Annotated in this window: 10 protein-coding genes; 3 read left to right on the top strand and 7 right to left on the bottom strand. The window is 57.7% G+C overall.

Features of this window, described 5'->3' with window-relative positions:
* Positions 1-558 precede the first annotated feature (558 nt).
* From ACZM8Y_RS02960 to ACZM8Y_RS02950, 3 genes are all read left to right on the top strand, one after another.
* Positions 559-1,356 (top strand): M23 family metallopeptidase, encoded by a 798-nt coding sequence (locus ACZM8Y_RS02960; RefSeq protein ID WP_302553559.1) that lies wholly within the window; start codon positions 559-561, stop codon positions 1,354-1,356.
* A 397-nt stretch (positions 1,357-1,753) separates the two neighbouring features.
* Positions 1,754-2,914, top strand: a complete 1,161-nt coding sequence (locus ACZM8Y_RS02955) for a polysaccharide deacetylase family protein (protein WP_482332837.1) — start codon at positions 1,754-1,756, stop codon at positions 2,912-2,914.
* Positions 2,915-2,985: 71 nt separating this feature from the next.
* The gene (locus ACZM8Y_RS02950) at positions 2,986-3,666 is read left to right on the top strand and encodes a DUF3298 and DUF4163 domain-containing protein (protein ID WP_308772053.1); all 681 of its coding nucleotides are present in this window, start codon (positions 2,986-2,988) and stop codon (positions 3,664-3,666) included.
* Here ACZM8Y_RS02950 and mnmM read toward each other — a convergent pair.
* From mnmM to ACZM8Y_RS02915, 7 genes are all read right to left on the bottom strand, one after another.
* Positions 3,570-4,298 (bottom strand): tRNA 5-(aminomethyl)-2-thiouridylate-methyltransferase MnmM, encoded by a 729-nt coding sequence (gene mnmM / locus ACZM8Y_RS02945; RefSeq protein WP_479859050.1) that lies wholly within the window; start codon positions 4,296-4,298, stop codon positions 3,570-3,572. The genes ACZM8Y_RS02950 and mnmM overlap by 97 nt on opposite strands.
* Positions 4,291-4,737: a hypothetical protein gene (locus ACZM8Y_RS02940; protein ID WP_302553549.1), complete on the bottom strand. Its 447-nt coding sequence runs from the start codon at positions 4,735-4,737 to the stop codon at positions 4,291-4,293. The genes mnmM and ACZM8Y_RS02940 overlap by 8 nt, the downstream gene beginning before the upstream one ends.
* 270 nt (positions 4,738-5,007) lie before the next feature.
* Complete coding sequence (locus ACZM8Y_RS02935; RefSeq protein ID WP_482332834.1) at positions 5,008-5,238, bottom strand: hypothetical protein; 231 nt, start codon at positions 5,236-5,238, stop codon at positions 5,008-5,010.
* A gap of 98 nt (positions 5,239-5,336) precedes the next feature.
* Positions 5,337-5,516 (bottom strand): hypothetical protein, encoded by a 180-nt coding sequence (locus tag ACZM8Y_RS02930; RefSeq protein ID WP_337432214.1) that lies wholly within the window; start codon positions 5,514-5,516, stop codon positions 5,337-5,339.
* A 13-nt stretch (positions 5,517-5,529) separates the two neighbouring features.
* Positions 5,530-5,859, bottom strand: coding sequence for a hypothetical protein (locus ACZM8Y_RS02925; RefSeq protein ID WP_479858235.1), 330 nt, complete (start codon positions 5,857-5,859; stop codon positions 5,530-5,532).
* Positions 5,860-5,910: 51 nt separating this feature from the next.
* The gene (locus tag ACZM8Y_RS02920) at positions 5,911-6,399 is read right to left on the bottom strand and encodes a hypothetical protein (RefSeq protein WP_479858234.1); all 489 of its coding nucleotides are present in this window, start codon (positions 6,397-6,399) and stop codon (positions 5,911-5,913) included.
* 124 nt (positions 6,400-6,523) lie between these two features.
* Positions 6,524-6,748 carry a helix-turn-helix transcriptional regulator gene (locus ACZM8Y_RS02915; RefSeq protein WP_479858233.1) on the bottom strand — a complete coding sequence of 75 codons (225 nt, stop codon included), beginning with the start codon at positions 6,746-6,748 and terminating at the stop codon, positions 6,524-6,526.
* Positions 6,749-6,928 lie beyond the last annotated feature (180 nt).

Genomic DNA, 6,928 nt, shown 5'->3' with positions numbered 1-6,928 from the left:
TTTGTTCATTACATGAAATCCAGTTTTGAAGAATTGTTGCGAGACCTCCAAATCATTTCCAAAGAACTCTTCCTTTCCAGTTGGAATCTTGTATCAACCACGAACTTGAACACAGCCAAAAATTTCCCTCAATAGCTACACATTGAATTGCATCAAACGGGCACCAATCTTTTGCCACGATAGAGGATTCCATAAAACGCCCCCCCCTGTCGGAAAAGTTCCTATTGACGATAACAAATTTTTTCCAAAAAAATTTTCTCAGCGCACGGCTTCCGACAGGCCGTTCTTATCCTCCATGATCATTGAAAAATCATACGACGATAAATATGTACAGTTTTTTAAACCGGATAGACAAAAGAGGGCTCGCTTAGGCGCTATCATGGCGTAACAGCTTCTTTTTATGGCCGATTGGCCGAGCTGCCCGCAAAAAAATCCATCGGCTCGACAGCTTTTGTCCGGGATGCTACTGTCCCTCCTTCTTTCCGCAATGACATCACGGCCGGGGCGAGTTTCCCCCACTTCCCTATGGATGCGGCCTCGTAAATTAAGGAACCTTTCATGACGCTCAAACCTTCATCTTTGCCTTCCGGCGCGGCAAAAAGGCTTATTCTTTTCTCCTCCGCCCTTTGCCTCCTTCTCCTCACAGCCTGCGCCCCACAGCAGTCCGGCTTGCGGCACCACCAGTATTCCATCGTCCGCTACCATGACTCACTGACCAATCTGCATGAATACCGCCCCCCGGCGCGTGAAACGCTTTCCTACACGGCCCGCCGTGAATTCCAGACCGCCAGCGTCAGCCCAAACGGTTCCAACGCCCGCTTCACTCCCATCCCTGATGAGGAATTCGACGACGGCGACATCGAAGCCACGCCGGAAATGCTCAAGGAACCCTCGCTCTACCCGGCCCTTTCGCTCATCCGGCCCGTCAAGGAAACCATCCGGGTCACCTCGTCCTTCGGCCCCCGCAAACATCCCATCAAACGCAGGCGCCTCATGCATGCGGGCGTGGACATCGCCGGAAAACGCGGGGAAAAAGTCGTCGCTTCCGCGCCCGGCACCATCGTATACAGCGGGCGCAAGGGCTCCTATGGCCTGACCATCGACATCGACGCCGGGAAAGGCGTTATCCTGCGCTATGCGCACTTGGACAAGCTCGGCGTCCGGGAAGGGCAAAAAGTCAAACAAGGCCAATACATCGGCAACCTCGGCAGGACTGGGAGGGTTACGGCCCCACACCTGCACTTTGAAGTGCGGCTCCACGACAAGCCGATCAACCCGATGCAGTTCCTCTCCCCCGAACACCAGTGGGCGTCCAATACGGGAACCAAACAGCGCAAAACCAGCGGCAGCCTCTAGCTTTCGCCTTTCAGGGGCGGTTCCGGGAAAGGGGCCGCCCCTTTTCCATAGCTGTGCCATAAAAATGGCTGGCGCTTTTTTCCTTGAAATTCCAAAGGAATAACCAATACAATGCCTCAACTATGGATTCCGCCGATGGGAAAGCTGGAGAAAAAGGCTGCCTTTTCACCGCACCGTGGAGATGCCCCCACATGCCATACCAGAGCCTTTCCGTATCGGGGATGGTTGAAACCTTGCGCGCTTCATCATAAAAAAGCGGTACGCACGGGTATTGAAGGCACCTCCCGGCATACGCTTTCCGCATCATCCCCCCCAGAAAGGGGAAGCGTGGGGCGGCCCCTTCCCCTGCAAGCGGAAACGGTTCTTCGAGTTTCCTCCAAACATTCAAGGATGCCCCATGAGCGCATACAGCCTTCCTGTACTCATGTACCATTACGTCAGCCGTTTTCCGGGGGCCATCGCCGTCAGCCCGGAACATTTTGAAGACCAGTGCCGGGGCATGGCCGAACACGGCTGGCGCGGGATCGGCCTTGATGAGGCGGAGGCCTTTCTGCTGGAAGGCGCGCCCCTGCCGCCGCGCTCCCTGCTGATCACCTTTGACGACGGGTATCTGGACAACTACGTCTACGCATGGCCCATCCTGCGGAAATACGGGCACAAAGGCGTCGTCTTTGCCGTCACCGACAGGATGGAGGCTGAAAAAAAACGCCGTCCGACCCTTGCCGACGTCTGGGACGGTTTATCCCCGTCCAGCCTCCCCCCTGTGGATGCGCCCATGTGCGACACCCCTTTCGGCTATCAGGTACGCCGCGACTTGTTCTTTTCTTGGGAAGAGGCCCGGCACATGGAGTCCAGCGGCGTCATGGCCGTAGCCGCACATTCCGCCCGCCACCTCGCCGTCTTCGCCGGCCCGGAATGGGGCCCGGTGAACCGCCACGACAGGCACCGGAAGCCCGCCTCCTCACTGGAAGCCGCCGGACAGCGCTTCCACGTCCCCGGAACGCGGACGAACACGTTCAACGCGGTCGATTTCCCTGAAGTCTGGGGCCTGCCCCGCTTCAAGGAACGCCCCTTCCTGTACAGCCGGGCCTTTATCCCTTCCCCCGATCTGGTCGCCGCCGTGCGGCGCCTCGTGCCGCAGGAACCGGCAACGGCCCGTGCGTTCTTCCAATCGGCGGAAAACGTAGCCGCACTGGAAACGCTTGTGGCGGGATTTTCCCCGGATCGGCTGGGTTCGCTGGAAAGCGAAGCGGCCCGCCGCAGCCGCATACGCGAAGAGCTGGGCACCTGCGCGGAAACGCTCCGCCGGGAGCTGGGGCATCCTGTGCGCTCGCTGTGCTGGCCGTGGGGAAGCGGTTCCGAGGTGGCGCTGAAAGAAGGGCGGGAAGCCGGGTTTTCCGTCTTCTTCACCACACGCATGGGAGCCAACCCGCCCGCCGCGCCCGAAGCCGTGCATCGCTTCAAGGTGCGCGACGCAGGGTGGAGCTGGCTCAGGCTCAGGCTGGAAATCTATTCGAGGCCGTGGCTGGCCCGGCTGTACGCGGCGTGCCGGATCTGACCTCTAACCTCTGGACAAAACGGCTTCCGGATGTCATGTCTGCCGCAAAATCACTCGGAGCAGGATCTCCCATGTCATACTTCGTCCGTTTCCTTCTGCTGTGCTGTGCTGTCGCGCTGGCGATCCCCACGTCTGCCAGCGCCCTGAATGAGCGCGACGCCGTGGTTTCCCGGCAGACCGGCAAGATTCAGATTCGGGTACATTACCCGATAACCGGCAATGCCCGCGTGGATGCCGATGTGGCCGACTGGGCACAGCAAGCGGTGGACACGTTCCAGAATACCTATGGCGAAGAACCGGATCTGGGCGTGCCCTATGAGCTCGAAACGACCTACGGCACGACCCGCCCCACGCCGTCCGTCCTTTCGATCATCTGGAAGACCGCCAGCTATACCGGCGGCGCGCACGGCAATCTTGAAATCACCACGACGACCTATGATATGAAGAGCGGCACGCTCATTGATTTGTATGACGTCTTTGAAAATCTGGATACGGCGCTCGACGTCATGAGCGGCTACTGCACCAAGGCCCTGACCAAATCCCTCGGAGATATGTACAACGACGACATGCTCAGCAGCGGCACCGCCCCCGAAGCCGAAAACTTCTCCAGCTTTGCGCTCACGCCGGAGGGCATACGCATCTTCTTCCAGCCCTATCAGGTGGCTCCGTGGGCCGCAGGGCCGCAGGTCGTGGACATCCCCCTCGACGCACTGGCCGACGCCGGGCCGCACCTTTCGCTCTGGGGCAAATAAAGCCGCTCCGCCAGAACCAGCCATTCCCTGTTCCGCGCCTTGTTGTGCTGCGACAGGGCCGTAACCCGCCACTTTTCCCAAGGCAGGGCTTCGCTCCACGCAAGGACGGCCCTGCCTTCTTCCATGCCTCCGGCATGCCCCGTGTACACGTGCACGGACAAAAGCCCGCCCGGAGACAACAGCCGCGCCGCCGCATCAAGCGCCTCCAGCGTCGTTTCCGCCTGGGTGACGATCCGTTTGTCGCTCCCCGGCAAAAACCCCAGATTGAACGACACGGCGGAAACGCCTTCCGTCAGCACGGCACCGGGGAACAGCCCCCGCAGGGCCTCTTCCATATGTTCATGCCCGCCAAGCACAAGGTCCGCACGGGACAGCAGCCCCTCCCCTTCCAGACGGGTGCGGACGGCGTCCAGCGCGGCCCGCTGGACGTCGAAGGCCACGACGCGCCCGCCCTCTCCCGCCAGACGCGCCAGAAAAGCGGTGTCGTAGCCGTTCCCCGCCGTGGCGTCCACCAAAAGCGGAAAGACGGGGACACCGCCCCCGCCTTTCTCATGGGCGGCGCAAACCGCCCGCCCGATGGCCTGATGTGCGAAATCCGTCAGCGACGGGACGCTCAAAGGCGGCTTACGCATCGCCGCCCTTGGGGGCTTGCTGCAATTCGGCATGGAACAATGCACACCACTGATCGAAATTCTTCGGCTCCTGATCCAGCGTTTCCACATTGTCGTTGAGCCACTGGTGGAAGCGCCCCACCATATTCTGAAATTCATTGTGCTCCAACACGGCGAGGCCCTGTTCCCCAAGCGAGGATCGCGCATAGCCGAGGACGGCGGAACAGGCCATGTCCGCATCAACGATGGTCCCGTTGAGCTGGGCGATCAACCCCTTGTATTCAGGATAATCCTCCACCAGTTCGCTGACCGTCTCCTCAGGGATCTGGATGCAAAAATCCCCTTCCTCGTCTTCCTCAATCCAGGAAAAACGAAGCCATTGTTCAAAAATAACGGCGTTGAGCAGAGTGGACATCGCCCCTTTCATTTCATCGGAAAGGGCTGAAGATGGCGTATTCATGAAAACTCCTTAGAGGGAAATATCCTTTACTATGGTCACCCAAGGCCCCAAGGTCAAGGCCCCGCCGGAATCCGGCGGGCGTTTTCTTTTTCCGCGAAAAAGTACTTTCACAATTTATTTCAATAAGTAACAAATATCCTGCACCAAGTTGCTTGGTGCAGACAGCAAAAAGCGTCTTCCCAACGCGCTAAAAAAGGGTGCCTTAATATGTTGTGTGGATACTTCGATCCCCCTCTCGGTTCGCGCCGGGAGGGGGATTTTTTTGTGCCTTCAATCCGACTTTTTCACCACAAACCGGATCTCGTCTCTGTGCTCAGGCAGCCATTTGCATTTGTGCAGGCACCACCACGGCGTGATGATGAATCGACCATCGGCCTTTGTTTTCCTGTCTGGATGGGCACCACTTATTGCACAGTCCAGAGAGCACAGCATTAGGGCTTGGTAGCGTTCACCGTGCGGGCAGCGCAAGTTTTCCTCTTCTTCGGGCATGGGCAAAGGCATATTTTTCCTCCTCTTTCTCTGGAAACTCTACCCATGCCCGTAAATCATGGCAACAAAAAAGCCGGGCCCTTTTCGGAACCCGGCCTGCCTTATCTGGGCTAGACGTTCGGATGTTTTTCCATCCATTCGTGCTTGCGGAGAATATGATCGGCATCCATCGCAATATCGATCCACTCCCCCGCCGAGTGAAGGCTTTCATCGTCCACGCATTCCTCAGCATGTTCGATAGCCTTATCCCGGATATGCTTCAAGATCGTCTTTTGCCTTTCGTCAAGCATATATATCATCCTCCTATTGCGCATACTGCTGCGCAATGGCGTTTAGCTTGTCCACGTCGCTTTCATCGAAGATAATGCCCATGACCGGAACCTTGCCCGCCTTATGTACGGCGTCCTTCAGACGCGGGTACAAGACATCAAGGTCAATCATGCCGTCATCGGTCAAAGCGCCAAGGGCAGACAATGCTGACTTGTATTGAGTAAACATCTGCTGTGCCTGCGCCCCGATCACGGGTACGGCAAGATACGACATTACTTTTTGCAAGCCGTTTGCTTTTGGAACAACCTCTTGCTCTACATATGCGCCTATGAGCGCGGGGATATTACCCGGCGACATTTTCATGCCCGTTGTTCTCCATAATAACCGGGGGAGCGTCCTCCCCCGGTGTTGGGATTACTTCGACGCGGAAGCCGCAGCAGGAGCCGTTCCGGTGGGTGCCGTCCACGAGTTATAACGCGGCATCTGTTCGGGACAAATCGCGTCAGCGGGCATCACCAGCTTACCGGGCACGAAATGACCGTTCAGGTAGGTGTAAAGGTTGCGCAGTTCACCGCGCAGTTCGGTTTCTCGCACAGCGCTTTCAGCCACGACCTTTTCAAGGTTGCTGATACGGGCGCGGTTTTCATCAAACCGCTTATCCATTGCAGACAGGGATTCCTTATAAGTGGCAATCCCAACGCCGTCAGCGTACTTCTCAGCGGCAAGGCGGGCAATCTGACCAGCCTGTTCGGATACCAGCACCTGCATACCGCCGCAGTTGCCACCACCCAGAAGACCGCCAAGCCCACAGCCGCCACCGTTGTTCAGAAGAGCAAGCGCGGTACCAGCGATACCAAGCCCCAACCCCGTACCAGCTACACCTTTCGATGCAAATTCAGCCATAAAAAATGACCTCCAAAGTTTTGACCCGCGATATGCGGGTTCCTTGGAGGTCAGTTTGCTATGGATATGCTGAAAGTATGACAGGTTAAGAGGGAAAATGCGGCGCAATGGGCAGGCATGGGCTTCATTGCGGCATTGTGCGGCTTCTTGCGGGAAGCGCCCAAACCGAATCTTGCCAGTCGTCGAGCCAATCCTTCCGGTACCATATCCTGCCGTTCAGGCTCGTATATCGCGGCCCCCGGTTCGACTCATCCCAAACCTTTTTGCCCCTGCGCCACTTTTCAAGCGTTGATGTCGAAAAACCAAGATACTGTGCGGCCTCTTTGGGTGTCAGTCGTTCAACCGACATTCAAAACTTCCTTGCTCTTGCCCCATCCCGCTCGTAGTGCTATGCAAAACTTGCTTCGTCCTTCGGAGCACCAATACGGACGGATACTCTGCATGAGGGGCCCAATCCTCATGTGGGGCCGTGGTTCGGCGTCTCACCGCCGAGCCGGTGGGGGAGTTCGCACCTCCCCCGCCACTATCC

Source organism: Bilophila sp. (assembly GCF_057864385.1).
The sequence above is the reverse complement of the archived record's forward strand: the minus strand, read 5'-3'. Positions and strand labels throughout refer to the sequence as shown.